The sequence below is a fragment of the Psychrobacter vallis genome (assembly GCF_904846715.1).
Lineage (GTDB): Bacteria > Pseudomonadota > Gammaproteobacteria > Pseudomonadales > Moraxellaceae > Psychrobacter > Psychrobacter vallis.
This window is the reverse complement of record NZ_CAJHBU010000005.1, coordinates 76,300-93,766: the sequence shown is the minus strand read 5'-3', so window position 1 is coordinate 93,766 and position 17,467 is coordinate 76,300. Positions and strand designations below refer to the sequence as shown.

Sequence of the window (17,467 nt, the reverse complement as noted above, 5' to 3'; positions counted from 1 at the left end):
TAGTTATCTAATGTGGGAATAAAGTATGGTGCAAATTCGCATAGTATCTGTAAAGTACTTTTGATTAGATGGTAATTCATTCTTAATAGATAACATTAAGTTTCCAGCTTAGCTAAAGTAAAAAACCGCTCCAGCTCGTACTGTTAGCGGTTTTTTAATATCAGTAATTAGTCTATTATCTTTAAAAGAATAACACTTTAACGTAAGGAGCACCATGAACCATTTCACCGTCGGACAACGCGCGCCTCTAAGCAATCTTGCTATTGACGATACCGCACCCATCACGCTTAAATTCACTCGCCAAAGTCCGATAGAGATGGACATAAGCTGCTTTGCCTTAGACTCAGAGGGCAAACTGATCAATGATGATTACATGGTGTTTTACAATCAGCCAACCTCACCTTGCGGGCAAATCAAGCTCACCCATTACGAGTCGCAGCCAACGGCGGGTAAAGGCATCCAAGCCGAGTTTGAACTTAACTTATCCAAACTGGATGCGAATATAGACAGCTTATTTTTTGTGTTATCAGCCGATACCCCGCTTAATCAAATTCAATCGTTAGAGATTGGCATTTGGCAGCAGTCACAAAAAGTACAGGCAGAATATCAAGCAGCAGACTTTGCCCAACAGCAAGCCAGTATGCTGATGCAGCTTTACCGTAAAAGTGGCGTTTGGCGGGTATCTAACGTCGCACAAGGCTTTAATGGTGGACTTGCCGCCATCGTGCAGCACTTCGGTGGTGATGTAGCAGAGGGTAGCCCGACAGCAGCAGACGTAACGCCAGTTCAAGCAAAACCATCGTTAGAAAAGGTCATGCTAGACAAAGCACCTAAACTGGTCAATTTGGCCAAAAAAGCCACCATCTCGCTTGAGAAACGTCAATTACAACAACTCACTGCAAAAGTAGCGCTGGTGTTGGACGCCTCAGGCTCGATGAACAGACAATATAAACAAGGACGTGTGCAAGAGGTGGTTAATCGCTTATTGCCATTGGCAGTGAGCTTCGATGACGACCAAGTATTAGATTGCTGGGCATTCGCCCGAGACCCGCAGTATTTGGGCGAGATTGGGCTGAGCAACTATGACGGTTTTATTGACAACGCTCATGGCGGCTGGCGCAAATGGGCACTTGGCCCACGTGTGAATAACGAAGCAGAAGTCATGAAGGCAGTGACTGAGTTTTATCAAAAAGACGGGCTAGATGTGCCTATCTACGTGCTATTCATCAGTGATGGCGGGGTGAGTGACAATCGCGGTATCACGAGAGTTATGACTGACGCCGCGAAACTACCGATATTTTGGCAGTTTGTGGGCTTGGGTGGTCGTGGTTATGGCATCCTTAAGAAATTAGACGACATGACAGGGCGCGTGATTGATAATTGCGACTTTTTTGAACTTGATGATTTGGATGACATTAGTGAAGAAGCCTTGTATGAAAACATGCTGGAAGAGTTTCCAACATGGTTAAAAGAAGCGCGCCAACTGGGTATCGTAACGAAATAAATCAATCAGAAACTTGTCACTAAAACTAAAAACCGTTCACAGTCTCGCTGTGAGCGGTTTTTCTAAGCCAAAAAAAGCGTGATGTATAAATCAATCATGAACACCTAATCACCAAACACAGTATCCACATAGGCAGCAGTGACAAAAGTTAGCCTCGCTACAATAAAGACGTTTATCAGCGCACTTTTTTACAAATAAAAGTAATAGGGCTGATAATATGAATATACGAGCACTAATGCTTATAAAATTTGGGAAAGTATAAGAAGTGAAATAAACAGAAAATACGCTATCGAATCTTGTAGTACACAAGATATTTTTAAATCAAGTGTTACTAGGTTTAGGAATAATGACTATGATAAAGATAAATATGTATGTCATTTTTTGGGTCGCCCTGTCGTTTTTTACCTTCCTTATTGCTATGAGTAATATAAAAGGTCATAGGTTGATCCGTGATAACGGCTCTATGCCAAAAGCACTCAGTAGCGATAGGTTCGATATTGAATCCAGTTTTTATAGAGCTGATGCAACGTGGCACGATATTATATTTTTTCACGCGTCTGCATCAGGTGTGGCTATCGTACTATTGGTTTTAATTATCAAAGGCGAGGCGTTGTTCCCTGGCACCGTTGTCTTTTTTGGCGCACTGTCTTCCATCGCCATATTCACCATTAGCATGGTGCTTCTTTTATTAGCATTTTATTTTTATACCATCTCTATTTTGAAACTTAGCACAACATTAGCCAGCATACAGATCAATGGTAAAGAGCTCAAAACCATGTACGCGATTATGGGCGTCTTTGGCTATTTTTTGATATTTGCATTACTGGCGTTGATATTGGTTTAGGGCATGTCCCTAATTGGAAAAAGTAAATATAGGCGCTAAAATAAGGCCTATATTTTAGCAATCGATAGGTATTCAGGAAAGTTGGCTTGCAATTTTAAGTCTATGCTTTACCTAGCCTGTACCACCATTCATTGCAAAATGAATTGAGGACACGCCCTAGGTATCGTGTAGCAACAATCTTATCATTCGATTATCATCAAATAAAAAACCACCACAGTAAACACTATGGCGGTTTTTTATTACTTAAAATATTCTAACTTCTACAGCGCCCACAGCGACTGATACTGCTCATCCGTCAACGTCACGATATCGATTTCTGCTAGCATCTCGCGCAGTGCTTCCCAATTGTTTGCACTTGGTTTGATTGGCGTGATCAATCTGCCCAGTGTATTATCAATGATGGCATCCATCAGCGTATCTGCTTCGGTTTTACTATAGTCGTAATACATATGGTGAGCAGCGTCTGGATCATTTTTACACAGCTCCGTCATCTGGTTTGTCACTTGGATAAAGGTATCTATCGCGTCTTTTTTCGCGCTATAGATCTCATCGGTCGTGAGAATCTCTAATGCTGAAAAGTTCGGATAGGGTGACAGATGCTGATCGATAAACGTAAAGTCCAACCCTTCATGAGTCGCTTCAACGCCCTCAAAGTTATAAAAGCATAGCCATGCACCATCAAGGCTTGGGTCTTGTTGCAGGTTTTTTATATGATAAAAGTCTTTTTGCACAAAGTTCACATTGTCACGGCTGATGCTAAAGCCATTTTTCTTGGCATAGCGCGCCAATATCTCAAAGCCAATGCGATTGGTTTTCTCCTCCGCAGCAGGGGTGCAGATGCGGATAGGCTGATTGTTTTTTAGCTTATCCATGCTGGCGTGTTGCATCAGTATGCCGCCATCGGTCTCAAAGAAGCAGCCCAGCGCGCGCAAGTTAGGCGCGTAACGTTCAAACAGATGAATAGGCTCATTGACATGCAAATCAATATTTAGGCTCTGCAATTCGGCAAAGCCATCATAATGGTCATCTGGCTCGATAATGGTGATATCAAGTCCTGCTTGCTTATACGCACCCGTGGTCACCCCAGCGATAAAGGGTAGGTGATCAGGGTTCAAAAACCATTCGAGGGTCAGGGTAAGTTTGGTGGTCGGCTGCATCGTTGTTTCCTTTTCAGGTGGGAAACAATCAGACTGATACTGTTTAGGTAAAACAAGAAAGGGCAAATCTCAATGTTAGATGCGCCATTATAAGAACGCATCACTAAGAGATTTATTAAAACGTGTCACGCTTGTTTCCTACGTCAGTGCTAACTGCTTCAGGTTCACGGGTGTTTCTCAGCGATGATTAGGACTGTGTTCACAGCTTGAAAATCAAAGCACCCCGACAAGATTGAGTGGTACTGCGTCATCATAGACGACCTGCGAGAGGTAATGCAAGGTTTTGAATGAGTCAGCAAATTGGCGAGACATGGCTAAAAGAAGCACGCGAGATAGGGTTGATAAAAAAATAACAGCATCGACAGATTAGTATCAAATAAAAACCGCTCCAGCAATAACTGTAAGCGGTTTTTATTTTAAGACTCAGTAAATTATAGATGCTTACTCAGCGTATAAAGGGTCAAGCATTTTCGGTAAGACGTAGCTACTATCAACAGGCATTTTGAAGATATTACCCTCGATGTCACCAACTTTGCTCCATTTAAGTTGATTGGTTTCCAAATCAATCAGATAAATGCCGTAATTCTGTGATTTGACTAGGATATCCATATTAGAGATGCCAGTTATCATACCTAACATGCCTATTGCACCAGTCGCTACTCTTGCACCCACTGAAGGTTGTGCGCCATCAGCCAATACGACAAATATCTTCTCCGCGCCTTCGATTTTTTTGATGACTTGCAGACTCTTACTATCCAAGAGCAAATCTGGATAGTCTGTAGGATCGTCGCTAACAGCTTTTCTACTGACTATTAATGCCTTGTACAGATCTTGATAAGCCTTATTGGTCACTGAATCGAAGGTATTTGTTGAGCTCAAGATAGGATAGGCAGTATTAGGTTGCTCTTTGGCACCGTCGGTCAATACGACATCCATCTTGGTCAATATTTCTTTGGTACGTGATCCGCATATAAAAGGAGATGAAATATGATTAACTTTGACCCCTTTTTCTACTAGTTTAGATTTGACAGTTTGCGCCATAGCAAGAGAAGCACTATTCGACTGTTGGTACATGATGTCGTTATTGCCATTTTCTATGCGGATAAGGCAACCATCACTAATAATGCTAACAGGTTGAGACTTTAGGTTTTGCTGTGTCTTATCATAAGCAGAGCGCACCTCAGGACTGGTAGTGGTCGCACAACCACTAAATACAGTCATGGCAGCAAGTGCTAAAGGTAGCGTCAGAGCTTTGGCTGATGAGATATTAAATAGTGAAGTCATAAATGTCCTTATAGACAGCAAAAAATAAAAATTATTAAGGGTTCAGCACAATAGTTTGGCAGATTGTGGATTATGCAGTAATTATTACAATTCTCCTACTAAAAGTTTATCTAAATAAACATTCAGTATCGTAACACTAACGTTTTGCCCATGAAAAATGGCTTCATGTTAAATAAGAGACAGAAAAAAGCAAAAATAGTCTTGTGCCGTTTTGATCGTTATTGCATTCTTATTTAGCTATATAAGCAGCCTTACTTATAAAAACTGTAGTGACTAAATTTTTATTATCTAACTCACCAAGCGACACCATTGTTATGAGCTCAAACAAAAAAGCATTTTATTACCGTCCGAAGACCAATCAATCCAATAGCCCGACCGTGCGTTGGATGTTTGTGACACTTGGCTGGGTATTTTTTGTATTGGGTATCGTCGGCGTATTGTTGCCAGTTATGCCGACGGCGCCTTTTATATTACTCGCAGCTGGTTGCTGGGCGCGTAGCTCACGGCGCTTTCATTTTTGGCTAATCAATCATAAATATTTTGGGAAGTTTGTGCGCGATTGGGAAAACAATCATGCCGTGCCCCTCTATGCCAAGTGTTTGGCAACAATAATGATGACCATATCGACAGCCATGTTATTTTATCGTCTGCCAACCGATATGATATGGCTGGCATGGCTGGTAGCCGTGGTATGTAGTGGGGTAGCTATCTATTTGTTTCGTCTGCCAAATGCCTAGAAACTCTGCAATTCAAACAAAAAACAGTAAAAAATGGGCTTCAGTTACACGAAATATGAGATAATACTTGCGATATTGGAATTAGCTCCCTATAATACACCCAAGCTTAAGAGCAGTTCTGCACCAAATCATTACCTCGTAGTATTAGTTATAATCCTTCGTTTTAATATTTATCGTTCAGTAGCTATTTGCAAGCGTTACCGGTCACTAGACCATTAATAAATTAAAAAGTAGGATTATCAATATGTCAGATACTCAAAAAGGTACAGTTAAGTGGTTCAACGAAGCTAAAGGCTTTGGTTTTATCGCTCCAGAAACTGGCGCAGACGTTTTTGCTCATTACAGCGAAATCACTGGTTCAGGCTTCAAAACTTTAGCTGAAGGTCAAGAAGTTGAGTTCACTGTAACTCAAGGTCAAAAAGGCCCACAAGCTCATAACATCGTTGCTATCTAATTTGTCTTTATAGACAATTAAAGCAAGATGAATAAAAAAACGAACCTAAGGGTTCGTTTTTTTTCGTCTAAAATTTGATACGAACCATAGAATATAGTCAGATCAATAGGTAATTATTCCAATAAATAAGAATCAGCAGGGCAGTGCGATTGACTTCTTTTAGTCATTTGCAATCACTCAGTCATTAGATTGAGCTAATTCCGATATTAATCAAACCACCACCAATAATAAGCCAAGCAAACATGATAGCACCTAAGATAAGCGGCTTGATTCCAGCTTGCTTGATGGCACTCAGATGGGTGGTTAGGCCAAGTGCAAACATGGCCATCGTCAGCAAAACATCATCGAGCATGACCATACTACGCTCAAAGCTTTGTGTCATCGGTACCCAAGTGTGCAGCAGCACGATAGCAATAAAAATAAAAGCAAACCAAGGTACTTTGACCTGTTGCATACGCGTCATGATCGAAGGTTTATTACCCTCATCGCCACTATCTGTGGTTAAAGCAAAAGACAGCACCAGTAAAAAGGGTGCAAGCATCATCACCCGTATCATCTTGGTGACTACGGCAGTATTACCAACGTCGGCATTGATAGCATTACCGGCGACCACCACTTGCGCCACCTCATGAATGGTCGAACCCGTATAAATACCGTACTGCTGCGCATTTAGCCAAGGTTGTAACCAACCTAGATGATATAAGAAGGGATAGAGCAGCATCGCAACTGTGCCAAAGACCACCACTGTTGCTACAGCGATAGTCACTTTGTGCGCTTCTGCTTTGATTACTGGTTCTGCGGCGATTACTGCTGCGGCCCCGCAAATACTCGCGCCTGAACCAATGAGCAATGTTGTTTGCTTGTCGACTTTTAACCACTTTGTACCCAACCAATAAGTCAGTAAAAAGGTCGAGGTCAGTACCAGTGCATCCGTCATAATCGCAGGCATACCCACGCTTGATACTTGCGTCAATGTCAGCTTAAAGCCATAAAACATAATGGCGAGGCGCAGTATTTGACCTTTGGCAAATGACACACCCATATCTAAGCGGTGAGCGAAAGTAGGATAAGCCGTGTTGCCCAATATCATACCGAGCAAAATCGCCAAAGTTAGAGAAGACAGGCCGACAATGCGTCCATCAGTCCAAGTATCTAAGCTTACGTCAAGCCACAAACAAAACAAGCTGCCGATAAATACCACCATTAACCCTGCTAAATGGCGATTACTCGGGCAGTAATCATGAATGGTTTGGCTCAAGGCTTGCATGATTGGTTGTCCTATCATTTATAATCGAGATAAGCATAAGCTTATAATTGGACAGTATAAGACACCACTGGTTATAATAAAAACAGATTAATAAGATAGAAATTATCGATTTTTTGGGTTAACAGATTATCATAGAGTGTTAAAAACATCATGAAAAAAGCTATGCCGATGCTACCGAAGATTACGCTCAAACAGTTGTCTGTTTTTGTCAGTATTTACCAAACGGGCAGTACCAGTCGAGCCAGTGAAGCACTGCATTTGTCTCAGTCAGCGGTCAGTAGTGCCTTGACTGAATTAGAATCAAGACTACAAATGCCATTGTTTGAGCGGGTTGGGCGTCGTCTTAATCAACATCCCAATGCCCATCCCATCTATGTACAAGCGCAAGCGATTTTGGGACAAGCGCTGACATTGGAGCATTATCATCAATACCAAGTAGGGCAAATCCGTATTGGGGCAAGTACGACCATTGGTAATTATGTCTTGCCTACATTATTGGCAAGACTATATGAGGCACTACCCGATGCAAATGTCGATATGTATATTGCCAATACACAAGAGGTGGTGAGCGAGGTTGAGCAATTAAATATTGACATTGCTTTGGTAGAAGGCACGCCGCGTCCGATAGACATAAAAGCCATCGAGCAGCGCGCTTGGCGCACAGATACATTGATGATTTTTGCCAAACGCGACAGTCAGTGGTTGGTGGATATGGCAGTGTATAACGAGTTGGATAACTGTTACGAGCTGAGCGTGAACCAACTGGCACGATTGCCACTATTGGTGCGTGAAGCAGGATCGGGCACACGGCAAATTATCGATGAGCAGTTGCTCAAGCATTTACCCAATGCGGAGGTGGTTAAAGCGATACAACAGTCGGAGGCGATCAAACATATGGTCAGTGCCGATATCGGTCTTGGTTGCCTCTCGCAGCATGTTATTGAGACGGAGCTTGCGGCAGGAACATTGATACAAGTCAAAGTGGCCGGTATCGATCTGTCACGGACATGGTGGTTAATCTGGCACAAAGCGCGCCATCAAACTCCCATATGGCAGACGTTTATTGATATTTTGACAGTATAGTCAAAGCAGTTTACTGGGGGTACAGTATTGCTGGTGGAAATTTTTTGTAACATCGAGCTGCGAAGGCACAGCAAGCAAGAAAAATTTGCACCAGCAGTACGTGTTGTATCGATATTACTTTTCACCCACTATAGCATGACGATCAGGTCAAAAAAGCACAATAAAAAACGTCCCATAACAGATGATTATAGGACGCTTTATACAGGTAACTTGTAATCCAAGTATTATAAGTGCTGTTAGGTAAGTCTTGGCTTTTATGCTACTTGGTGACTGGTTTATCGAGTCTCACCACCAAGCTATCACAAGGCACGTTTGGCAAAATATTATCTGCTGTAGCACCGCTTAACCATGCAACAAGGCCATGGCGTTCGTGACGACCGATAACCAGTAAATCAACGTCATGCTTGTGGCAGTAGTTGACGATACCTTCGCTATTAGAGATGGCGGTGGTCACTTCAGAATTGACCGCGTGTAAGTCATTGCGCTCCAAAAACTGCGCTAACTTGGCACGCGCTTCTTGGCAACGCTCGTCATCTATTTGATCGTATAAACTTGACGCTGGCACCAGCTCATAGCCGAAACCAACCATGGTGTCTTTCACAATATGTAATACCGATAATTTGGCGTTAGGACGATTTTCGACGATACGTTTGGCTTTTTGGGCGACCAAATCAGCATCGGACATTAAATCGGTAACCAATAAAATATGTTGGTAACTCATGAGCTGCTCCTGATGACAGATGATTCTAACTATAGCACTACTGATGGCCACTGTTAAGTAACATCATTAAACCATTTTGAATGAATGAGGATTTGGTTGTTTAAAGGTTTGGTCTATTTAAAGGTTAAGCTTTCTTGCTTATCTTTCAAAGCGCGCCTTGACTTATCAAACGCTTAGCCCCATCTACTACCGTTAGGCAAATTCCTATTGATTGAGCATTGCCATGAAATATGTAGCCATTAAATAAGAATATTACCCAAAATTATTCAAAAAGTCTTTGTACATTGATTGATATCGATGACTGATAAAACGACTTATTTTGTATCCACTATTTTATACATTATTGGTTTTTATCCAAGTAAATCAGACGATGTGTGGTTTTAATGAAGCATCACGCTTATCTTTACTGGGTCAAAAACGCTTTATAAGGAACACTATGACTGACACGCTATTTACTGTTGACTTAACCCTACATCCAGCGTTTGAGCTGATTGAGCATCGCCATATTGAGGCGCTGTCAATGGATGTGTTGATCAGTCAGCATGTCAAGACAGGCGCAATGCATTATCATTTGGCACATCCAAGTGATGAAAATGCTTTTTTGGTGGGCTTTCGTACCCAGCCCATGGATTCAAAGGGTGAGGCGCATATTTTAGAGCATGTGGCCTTATGTGGTTCTGAGAAGTTCCCCGTTCGTGATCCGTTTTTTTCGATGATTAAGCGCTCGCTCAATACCTTTATGAATGCGATGACCGCCGCTGATTGGACGGCGTATCCGTATGCCACTCAAAATAAAAATGATTACTTTAATTTATTGGCAGTGTATCTTGATGCCTCGTTTTTCCCCAATATTCATCCGCTCGACTTTGCCCAAGAAGGCATTCGTGTAGAGCTGGACAGCGACGACAAGCCGCAGTTTAAAGGCATCGTCTTTAATGAGATGAAAGGCGCGATGAGCGGTGAGATTGACCAGCTGTATCATGCCGTTGCTCATCATTTATTCCCAACGACCACTTATCATTATAATTCTGGTGGTGATCCTGCTGATATTCCAGATTTGACACACACTGAGTTGGTTGATTTTCATCAAAGCCATTATCATCCGTCTAACAGCGTGATTATGAGCTTTGGTAATATTCCGGTCGCTGAAACGCAGGTGAAAATTCATAACGATGCCTTGATTCAGTTCGAGGCGGGCAAAAAACACGTATCGCGCCCAGAGCAGCGTCTGTCTGCGCCAATTAGCGCAACCGACACTTATACCGCTGACGAAGCGGGTCCAGATCAAACCCACCATGTGGTTGCTTGGTTGTTGCCGTCTATTACCGATCCCAAGCAGCGCTTAGCACTGCGTCTATTAGAAGGCGTGCTGATTGAACATGCAGGCTCGCCGCTGCGCGCTTATTTGGATAGCCATCCGCTAGGAAAAGCGCCAAGTCCATTATTGGGCCTTGATGACAGTCATTATGAAATGGTTTTTTATACCGGATTGCGTGGCTCCAATCCTGAACATGCCGACGCGGTAGAGCAAGGCATTATAGATTTGCTCACTGACGTGGCAAGCTCGCCAGTCGATGACGAAACCATCGAAACCATTTTGCATCAGATAGAGATTGACCAACGCCACATCGGCGGTGACAGTATTCCTTATGGTCTGAACTTGATGCTAGAGGGTTTTAGCACAGCCATTCATGATGGCAATCCGATTGATGTTTGGGAAGTCGATGAGCATTTGCAATGGCTGCGTGAACAAGTCGTCGACGCGCAATGGCTGCCCAATTTAATCAAAACCCATCTGCTTGAAAACAACCACCGTGTGCGTGTTACTTTGACACCAGACAGTGAAAAAACGGCGCGTCTTGCCGCTGCAGAACAAACGCGTTTAGATACGATCGCCATGGATTTGACCGCTGACGACAAAGATATTTTGCATAAGCAAGCGTTGGATTTGGCCGCGCGCCAAGCGGCACCCGATGACTTAAGTTTATTACCCAAAGTTGGTTTAGAAGATGTGCCAACGGACATTAGCTTTAAACAAGGCACGCAAAAAACGGTACGCTTAAGTGGACAAGACAGCACCTTGTTTGAGTATGAAGCAGGCACCAATGGTATCTACTATTATCAAGTAATCGTACCGTTGACTGATGCCATTGGTAAAATTGAAAGTGACCATTTACCAGTTAATGAGGTGATTAATCATCCTTTACTGCCTATTTATCTGAGCTTATTATCTGAGCTGGGTACAGATTCGCTCAGTGCTCATGAGATGCAAGCCAAGCAAGCGGCGCATTCATCAGGGGTGACGGCGCGTATCAGTCAACGTACCAATGTTGATGACAGCCAGTCTATTAGCAGTTACTTTGTGGTGGCAACGCGGGCGCTTAACCGCAAACCTGAAGCGATTGATTTGCTAAAAGAAGTCATGGAGCACAGCGTCTTTAGTGAACATGACCGTATCAAAGAGATTTTGCAGCAGCGTCAAGCGGGCTGGCAATCAAACCTTGCGGGTTCTGGGCATTCCTACGCCATGCAAACGGCAAGCCGTGGCATGAGTCGCCAAGCGCAGCTAGAATATGTACGCAGTGGTCTGCCAGCACTCAATGCACTGAAAGATTTTTTGACCGATGCCAGTACAGATGATGCGCAGTGGGATCAACTAGCGACGGGTTTGATGGATTTGCATCAACGCCTGATTAGTTTGCCTAAACATGCCGTTATTATTTGTGAAGCCGAGCAAACCGAGCGGTTGAGCAACTTGATTGTGGATAGTTGGCAAGACAGTCGTGCCTCAGCGCTTGCTGAAAAATTAAGTAACACTGATACAGATATTGACGCAAATATTCCCAGTGAGTTTGCAGACTTACTGTTAGATTTGTCTCTAAATGGTGAAAAAGACACAGCTCAAACAGAAGAGAGTGAGTCAGTAGAGGTCGAGGATTTAGCATGGTTGGTGCCAACCAATGTCTATCATAATGCCAGTGCTTATACCGTGCCGGCGGCTGACCATCCTGATACTGCTGCCTTAATGGTCTTAGCGCCTTATCTGCGTAATGGTTATTTGCATAGTGCCATTCGTGAACGCGGCGGTGCTTATGGCGGCGGTGCTGGTTATGATGCCAATGCGTGTGCCTTTAAGTTCTTTAGCTACCGTGATCCGCAGTGCACGGAGACTTTTGCTCATTTTGATGCCAGTATTGAATGGTTGTTAAATGATCCGCAAACGGATGAACAGTTAGAAGAAGCCATTTTAGGTATTATCTCTGGTATGGACAAACCAGGTTCGCCAGCAGGTGAGGCGATCAAAGCCTGCTTTGCTGACTTGCATCATCGCGGTGCGGACTGGCAGCGTAAAATGCGCGCGGCAATCTTAGCAGTGACGGTTGCTGATTTACAGCGCGTCGCCAAGCAATACTTACAAGGACAGAAGCATGTACGTGCAGTCTTAGCGCCTTATGATAAAGAAGAGACAGTAAAAGATCTTGGCTTTAACGTTTGCAAAATTAAAAGCTAAAAATCTAAGTTGATTTGTGTAGTATAAAAAACCGCTGCTTTCATTATAAATAATAAAAGCAGCGGTTTTTTTATTGCTATTTTTCATCGTTTACTTTTAAGCCGTTACTTTGTTATCAAGTAATTTGCGACGGCTCGAAAAGCAGGTATTGATGTGGGATCATTTTTGCCATTACTGGCATCAGGATGCGAGGCAAAACGGACGATGACCATGTCGGCTGCTGGGTCAACATAAATTCTCTGACCATGGACACCGCGTGCAGAATAAATGGGTGTGGGATTGTCATATGACCACCACATGCTTTTGTAGCTGCCGTTTTTGAGTTGTTTATAATCTGCTTTGGCAAAAGCGGCTTTGTCACCACCAGCTTCGATTTTGTCTACCACGGCTGCTGGGAACAAACGCTTGCCATCAATGACGCCTTTATTGAGCATCAGATTACCAATGCGTGCCATATCATGCAAGCCTGCACTGATACCGCCGCCCGCAAATGGTGTACCTTTAGCATCAACGGTCATGTAGGCACTTTGCTCTGCGCCGATTTTTTGCCAGATGCGCTCAGACAGTAAGTCGTCGACTGCTTTGTCAGTGGTGCGTGAAATAATCCAGCCAAGCGTATCGCTGTTAATGGTCTGGTAATTAAAGGCATCACCATGCTCGCCTTTTTTCTTGACCGTTTGCAGGTATTCAAAGTGGCCATTGGGCCCGTCATAACCTTTAGGTTTCGGTAGCGGACTGGCCGCTTCTGAGTATTTCCAAATATCAGCATTCGGATCGGCATAGTCTTCGCTATAGTCCAGCGCAGTGGTCATATCCATTACTTGGCGTACCGTTGCATTACCAAAGCCACTGTTCGCAAGCTCAGGGATGATAGAGGCAACCAACGCTTTATCGTCAAGCTTACCTTCGGTGACGAGGATTTCTGCCAATAACCCCGTCATAGACTTGGTCATAGACATAGCGGCATGTTGTCCCAGCGCATTTAGACAGCCGTTTTGGCGCTCGTAAACGACCTTGCCATGATGCAGGATCATAATGCCATCTGTATAGTTGGCCTCTAATGACTGTCGCCATGTCATTGGACGATTACTACCAGTCGGGGTAAAAGTAAGGGCATCGATATTTTTATCCAGCTCATAACTGAGCTTAGAAGGTGCGCCGATACCACGACTGACTTCGGTAGTCGGCATCAGCTCACGGATATGACAGACTGTCCAACGTAGCTTTGGAAAACTAAAAAAATCAGAGGAGGGCTGCGCTATCAGTTTATCAGCTGGAGGCGGAAAGCCTTGCATCCATCCAAGTGTTTGTGGGTCGGATTCTTTGGCAGTTAACGGTGAGTCACTTGCATGGCTTATGGTACTGATACTGGTTAGTGCCATAGCGATGCTCAGTGATAATAGTGGCAAGGAGCGTTGCAACAAAGTCAGCATGATGTTCTCACAAGTCAGATTGAACCATGAACTTCAGACAATAAAAAACCATCGATAAGAAACTACAAGCATTTAGCATAATAGTTATAAACGGTTCTTATCAATGACTTTTACCAACAACTTTTGTAAAGTGTTTTATACTTATAATGAGGTGCTAGTAGCGTTTAATACTTTGGTCTTTACCGATATAGTCTTGGTGAACTGGAAGTTTGTCATGACTGTCGAATTGCTGACGGTCTTCAAAATAGCTCTTTAAGGTGCGACGTACCGCTTCAAAGGCAATGTTGTCCCATGGAATGTCTGCTTCTTTAAACAACGCGCAGTCAAGGCTCTCAGCGCCAATACCATAAGCGCCGTCTTTTAGATCAGTTATATAGATACTATAGATTTGGCCAATATCAGGAATGTCGTATAAGCAGTATAAATGGGGATTGATAACCACCGCTTCGGCTTCTTCATAGCACTCACGCGCTGCACCTTCCGCCATGGTTTCGCCATTTTCCATAAAACCCGCTGGCAGCGTCCAAAGTCCGTATTGCGGCTCGATGGCTCGGCGGCAGAGCAGTACTCTGTTTTCATGAATAACGAGTGCGCCACAAATCACTTTTGGGTTTTCGTAATGAATATAGTGGCAATTTGGACAAACCAAACGCGGCATATTATCCGTGGCTGGTATTTTGCGTTCTGCTTCGTGCCCGCATTCTAGACAATAGCGCATATCAACGGCCTTATATAATGATAAAGGGAAATAAAAATATTTTAAAAATTATCGTTCTGATGCTATGAGGATAGCATGGCGATGACCGATGCCTGTTTTATCTGGTGATAGGTCTTAAGTTTAAGATAACACAAATCATCATCGCACTGATAATGATGATAAAAACAGCACAAGTTTGCAAGAGTAAGGGCTAAGGATTAAGGGCTGATAATTTTTCATAGACGAGCAAGCGTGAACGAACGTGTCTGTTAGACCCGTAAAATCTATACAGTTGTAGCCAGATTGCGCTATGCTAGTGTGTGTCATCAATTAGGGCGTGTTGAACATTGATAAAAACACAAGGCAATTATAATGCTACTTCCACCGCAATTTGTTAGTTTTGATGAATTTTCAGTCGCTGTGCCCACGTTTATTCGTTATCCTACGCTCAAAAAATTGGCTGAACGGGTACAGCATGAGACGTTAAATGCCATTACCAGTCCAGCACTATATGACACTGACCACCCTTCTTACAGTGCCCGCATCTTAGACAGTCTCTATCAGACACCGATTGCAGATGCGTCAGTCCTCGTGGCTATTACTCATGAGCGCCATCCTAAACTATTACTGACGCGCCGTGCTGCGCATATGAACAGCCATGCTGGTGAGGTCTCCTGTGTCGGTGGTAAATATGACATAAGCGATGGCAATAATGTCATTACTGCCTTGCGTGAAGCCTGCGAAGAGACAGCGCTGCCACCCAATAAAGTGCAATTGCTTGGTCAACTACCCATACAAACTGCCAAAAGTGGCATGAGTGTACGTCCGATTGTGGCACTCATTGCGCCAGATTTGGTGCTCGTGCCCGAACTTGGCGAAATCTCCCGCATATTTTGGGCAGATTTTGAGTCGTTGCTCACTCAGCCTACCGTAGAGTATGAGGTAGAATACACAATGCAAGACCAGACCGCGACCATGCTCACCCCCAGCTGGCAAGTTGATGGTGAGACAGTATGGGGTCTGACAGGACGAGTCATTGCCAGCTTACTAGAAACGGGCTTTGATCGGCAGCTTGAATGGTATTACCGCATACAAAATACCCGCTTGTAGATTATGTTGTAGGTATATCCCGCTTTAGTATTAGGGCGTGTTTGATATTCACAAATAGGCACTGCTGATCGCTAAAACTGTTCCAGACAAGGCGCAGGTCGATGATAATGTTAATACCTTAGCGAGACTTGCAACACAGTATGGGGCAGTTTTAGCATCAGCCCCAATCATAAATGCAGGGGACAGGACTCTTTTTTGCCGCTTCTGTGTTAAAAATAGACGTATAGAATGACTATACTTACTATTTTTACCTTTGAATCGCCTAAAAAATAATCTCTGTCAGTGCCATGGTCGAATAATCAAACACGCCCTAGCATCTACTGATAATAGTCATCGTTTTTCTTTAGCCACCAGTTCATATTGTCTTGGCGCTTAGCACGGAACGCTTCTAATTTTCTGTCAACGATTTGATTGTGCTGACGCGCGGTATCAAGCGCAAACAAGATTGGCACTGAGGACAGTACGCCAAAACGTATCTTAGATTTTGGTAAATCCAGTCCGTCGCCAATATCATCACCCACCAGAGTGCGTGTCACGCTGGCATTGACCATCTCAACGAAACGACCGCGGCGATTGTCCTCACCCATGAGCTGACGCGGTAAATCGTGCAGGGCTTTTGCCAATGGCTTTCCCATTTTAAAATCAAGCTGCTGAATGGACAAATACGTATAGAGCCACTCCCAACACGCCGCTTCATCTTTTGGTAAGCGCTGTAAATCAACGCCCATCCAATAACTGGCAAGATTCCAGAGGTGTAGAATACCTTCGGCTTCCTCCTTGCTGATTCGCGCACCAAGCAGTCTTAACCCACGCATAATTAACAATGAAAACTGCAAATGCGTGGCAATCATATCAGTTTGATTAATCGGTACACCCCAATAAGCCGTATTCCAACTGCCATCTGGATTGTGGTGTTGATCAATATCTGCTATGACGCTTGTAGCTGCACTGCCTTTGCCTTTGAGGAGGTTTTGACGTACTAAGGTATGAATCTGACGTACCTTGATAGATTGTCGCCAGCCTTCAGAACCAATGGCCAATACTTGATCAATAGGTTGGTGGTTATTGCGCACGCTCATATTTGACTGTGGATGTTCAGAGACGGCTAGAATATAAGCATAAGTACGCATCAAACGCGGCAAGGCGTCGTGCATCAGCGCGCCCGTCTGAATCAGCGGCAGTGACAAGGCTGGAATACTATAGCCCGCCATTAGCGCAACGTTACGCAAAAGCCAAATCAGCATCAGCGGATAGCGTCGATAGGCGACAGCACCAATTTGAGCAAGTTTAGGCTCAAACCAAATGGGATGGCTGCTAAATTGCTCCGTCAGTGTGCTAAAAGTGGGGTTTTTACTGAGATCATTATCGAAGTGATTGCTGATAATGAGTTGCTGTAAAGGCTTCGCAAAACGAACGCCTTCAGCGGCCAATGCATCTGCAAGCGGATCACCAATATCATAACCTGCGACCATCTCATTTAACAAAGCTTGCGAGATAACAAAGTCTTTTGGCAATAGATACCGTTTGATCCGTTTTAACACTTGCAGATCGCTATGGTCGTCAATAGCGGTGGTGCGTCCATGACGCTGATAACCATCAGTCGATTGACGGTGCTGACGGTCAGTTAAGATACTTGCGGGATTGTTCTGATCCATGCTCATTAAG

14 protein-coding genes are annotated in these 17,467 nt (G+C 43.7%); 7 read left to right on the top strand and 7 right to left on the bottom strand.

The genetic code is table 11. The features are described from left to right. Window positions 1-214: 214 nt before the first annotated feature. Together JMY02_RS04955 and JMY02_RS04950 are read left to right on the top strand one after the other, a co-directional pair. Window positions 215-1,504 carry a VWA domain-containing protein gene (locus JMY02_RS04955; RefSeq protein WP_201595879.1) on the top strand — a complete coding sequence of 430 codons (1,290 nt, stop codon included), beginning with the start codon at window positions 215-217 and terminating at the stop codon, window positions 1,502-1,504. A 352-nt stretch (window positions 1,505-1,856) separates the two neighbouring features. Continuing rightward, window positions 1,857-2,348, top strand: coding sequence for a hypothetical protein (locus JMY02_RS04950; RefSeq protein ID WP_201595877.1), 492 nt, complete (start codon window positions 1,857-1,859; stop codon window positions 2,346-2,348). Window positions 2,349-2,608: 260 nt separating this feature from the next. On the opposite strand, the gene JMY02_RS04945 is transcribed toward JMY02_RS04950, so the two are convergent. Both JMY02_RS04945 and JMY02_RS04940 read right to left on the bottom strand, forming a co-directional pair. Continuing rightward, entirely contained in the window at window positions 2,609-3,505 is an 897-nt protein-coding gene (locus tag JMY02_RS04945) for an ABC transporter substrate-binding protein (protein WP_201595874.1), read from the bottom strand. 441 nt (window positions 3,506-3,946) lie between these two features. Next, window positions 3,947-4,789, bottom strand: coding sequence for a hypothetical protein (locus JMY02_RS04940; RefSeq protein WP_201595871.1), 843 nt, complete (start codon window positions 4,787-4,789; stop codon window positions 3,947-3,949). A 314-nt stretch (window positions 4,790-5,103) separates the two neighbouring features. On the opposite strand from JMY02_RS04940, the gene JMY02_RS04935 reads away from it, so the two are divergent. Both JMY02_RS04935 and JMY02_RS04930 read left to right on the top strand, forming a co-directional pair. Next, complete coding sequence (locus JMY02_RS04935; RefSeq protein WP_201595868.1) at window positions 5,104-5,526, top strand: YbaN family protein; 423 nt, start codon at window positions 5,104-5,106, stop codon at window positions 5,524-5,526. Between the two features lie 244 nt (window positions 5,527-5,770). Next, window positions 5,771-5,980: a cold-shock protein gene (locus JMY02_RS04930; RefSeq protein WP_010201661.1), complete on the top strand. Its 210-nt coding sequence runs from the start codon at window positions 5,771-5,773 to the stop codon at window positions 5,978-5,980. A 184-nt stretch (window positions 5,981-6,164) separates the two neighbouring features. Here the strand turns inward: JMY02_RS04930 and JMY02_RS04925 are convergent, their stop codons facing one another. Next, window positions 6,165-7,247 carry a YeiH family protein gene (locus JMY02_RS04925; RefSeq protein ID WP_201595865.1) on the bottom strand — a complete coding sequence of 361 codons (1,083 nt, stop codon included), beginning with the start codon at window positions 7,245-7,247 and terminating at the stop codon, window positions 6,165-6,167. A 150-nt stretch (window positions 7,248-7,397) separates the two neighbouring features. Here JMY02_RS04925 and JMY02_RS04920 point away from each other — a divergent pair, with 150 nt between their 5' ends. Then, a complete protein-coding gene (locus JMY02_RS04920; RefSeq protein WP_201595862.1) occupies window positions 7,398-8,330 on the top strand; it encodes a LysR substrate-binding domain-containing protein in 933 nt (310 codons plus the stop codon). Between the two features lie 259 nt (window positions 8,331-8,589). On the opposite strand, the gene JMY02_RS04915 is transcribed toward JMY02_RS04920, so the two are convergent. Next, window positions 8,590-9,051, bottom strand: coding sequence for a universal stress protein (locus JMY02_RS04915; protein ID WP_021813691.1), 462 nt, complete (start codon window positions 9,049-9,051; stop codon window positions 8,590-8,592). 436 nt (window positions 9,052-9,487) lie between these two features. Here JMY02_RS04915 and JMY02_RS04910 point away from each other — a divergent pair, with 436 nt between their 5' ends. After that, window positions 9,488-12,562: an insulinase family protein gene (locus JMY02_RS04910; protein WP_201595858.1), complete on the top strand. Its 3,075-nt coding sequence runs from the start codon at window positions 9,488-9,490 to the stop codon at window positions 12,560-12,562. 104 nt (window positions 12,563-12,666) lie between these two features. Here JMY02_RS04910 and JMY02_RS04905 read toward each other — a convergent pair whose 3' ends face one another. Then, window positions 12,667-13,995 carry a serine hydrolase domain-containing protein gene (locus JMY02_RS04905; protein WP_201595855.1) on the bottom strand — a complete coding sequence of 443 codons (1,329 nt, stop codon included), beginning with the start codon at window positions 13,993-13,995 and terminating at the stop codon, window positions 12,667-12,669. Between the two features lie 154 nt (window positions 13,996-14,149). After that, on the bottom strand, window positions 14,150-14,713 hold the full coding sequence (locus JMY02_RS04900; RefSeq protein WP_201595852.1) for an NUDIX hydrolase: 564 nt from the start codon (window positions 14,711-14,713) through the stop codon (window positions 14,150-14,152). Between the two features lie 351 nt (window positions 14,714-15,064). Here JMY02_RS04900 and JMY02_RS04895 point away from each other — a divergent pair, with 351 nt between their 5' ends. Further along, entirely contained in the window at window positions 15,065-15,802 is a 738-nt protein-coding gene (locus tag JMY02_RS04895; protein WP_201595849.1) for an NUDIX hydrolase, read from the top strand. A gap of 317 nt (window positions 15,803-16,119) precedes the next feature. Here JMY02_RS04895 and JMY02_RS04890 read toward each other — a convergent pair whose 3' ends face one another. Next, complete coding sequence (locus JMY02_RS04890) at window positions 16,120-17,463, bottom strand: oxygenase MpaB family protein (RefSeq protein WP_201595846.1); 1,344 nt, start codon at window positions 17,461-17,463, stop codon at window positions 16,120-16,122. Between the last annotated feature and the right edge of the window lie 4 nt (window positions 17,464-17,467).